We start from the raw sequence: 592 nt of genomic DNA, 5'->3' as shown, positions 1-592 counted from the left end.
TGTTAAAACTTTTTTATTTTTCTTAAACTACCCGGTAAAGTTAGGCCGGTTTAGAGTGCTTTTCAGTAATTATCCGCAATACGTTCCAATTGCTGCAGAAAGACAGCGAGTTCGCCAAAATATGCAACTGTTGGGGTTCGGTGCGGGATGACTGCTGCCGGAAGTGCACGGGTAAACGAAAAGCTTAGCCTGGTTAGTTTGCATCTCCTCGATGTGAAAGCATTCGACAATATGTCCAACGCATAACGGCGGTAATAGGCTCCGTCGTGTTTTGGCGGCTTGTTTTTTGATTCATACGGCAGATCCGCAAACTCAGGATATGCCTCCGCAATCGTCATTGTGTGAAATCTATGATCCAGCAACAGTTCCGGTGACAATGACATCAAAAACCTGACCACCGCTTCATCCAGAAATGGCGTTATCACCCGAACATCCGATGGCAGCAGCCGGTAGGGACAAACCGCTATACATCGTCGCGTCCGGTTCATAAAATAAAATGCCGTTATCGGATTCGCCGCTTTTCGATGCTTTTCCAACTCTTCGATTATCCTTTCTTTTGCCCTTTGACGGGTTGCAACTGCGGCAAATTCCC

General features: G+C 46.6%; 1 protein-coding gene. It reads right to left on the bottom strand.

All coding sequences use genetic code 11. From position 1 onward, the window contains the following. Positions 1–62 precede the first annotated feature (62 nt). A partial coding sequence (locus R7P74_RS27900; RefSeq protein ID WP_318123918.1) for a hypothetical protein occupies positions 63–592 on the bottom strand: 530 nt, incomplete at its 5' end.

This window comes from Vibrio sp. 2033 (genome assembly GCF_033339735.1).
Note: the sequence above shows the minus strand (reverse complement) of the source record. Positions and strands in the feature narration are given on the sequence as shown.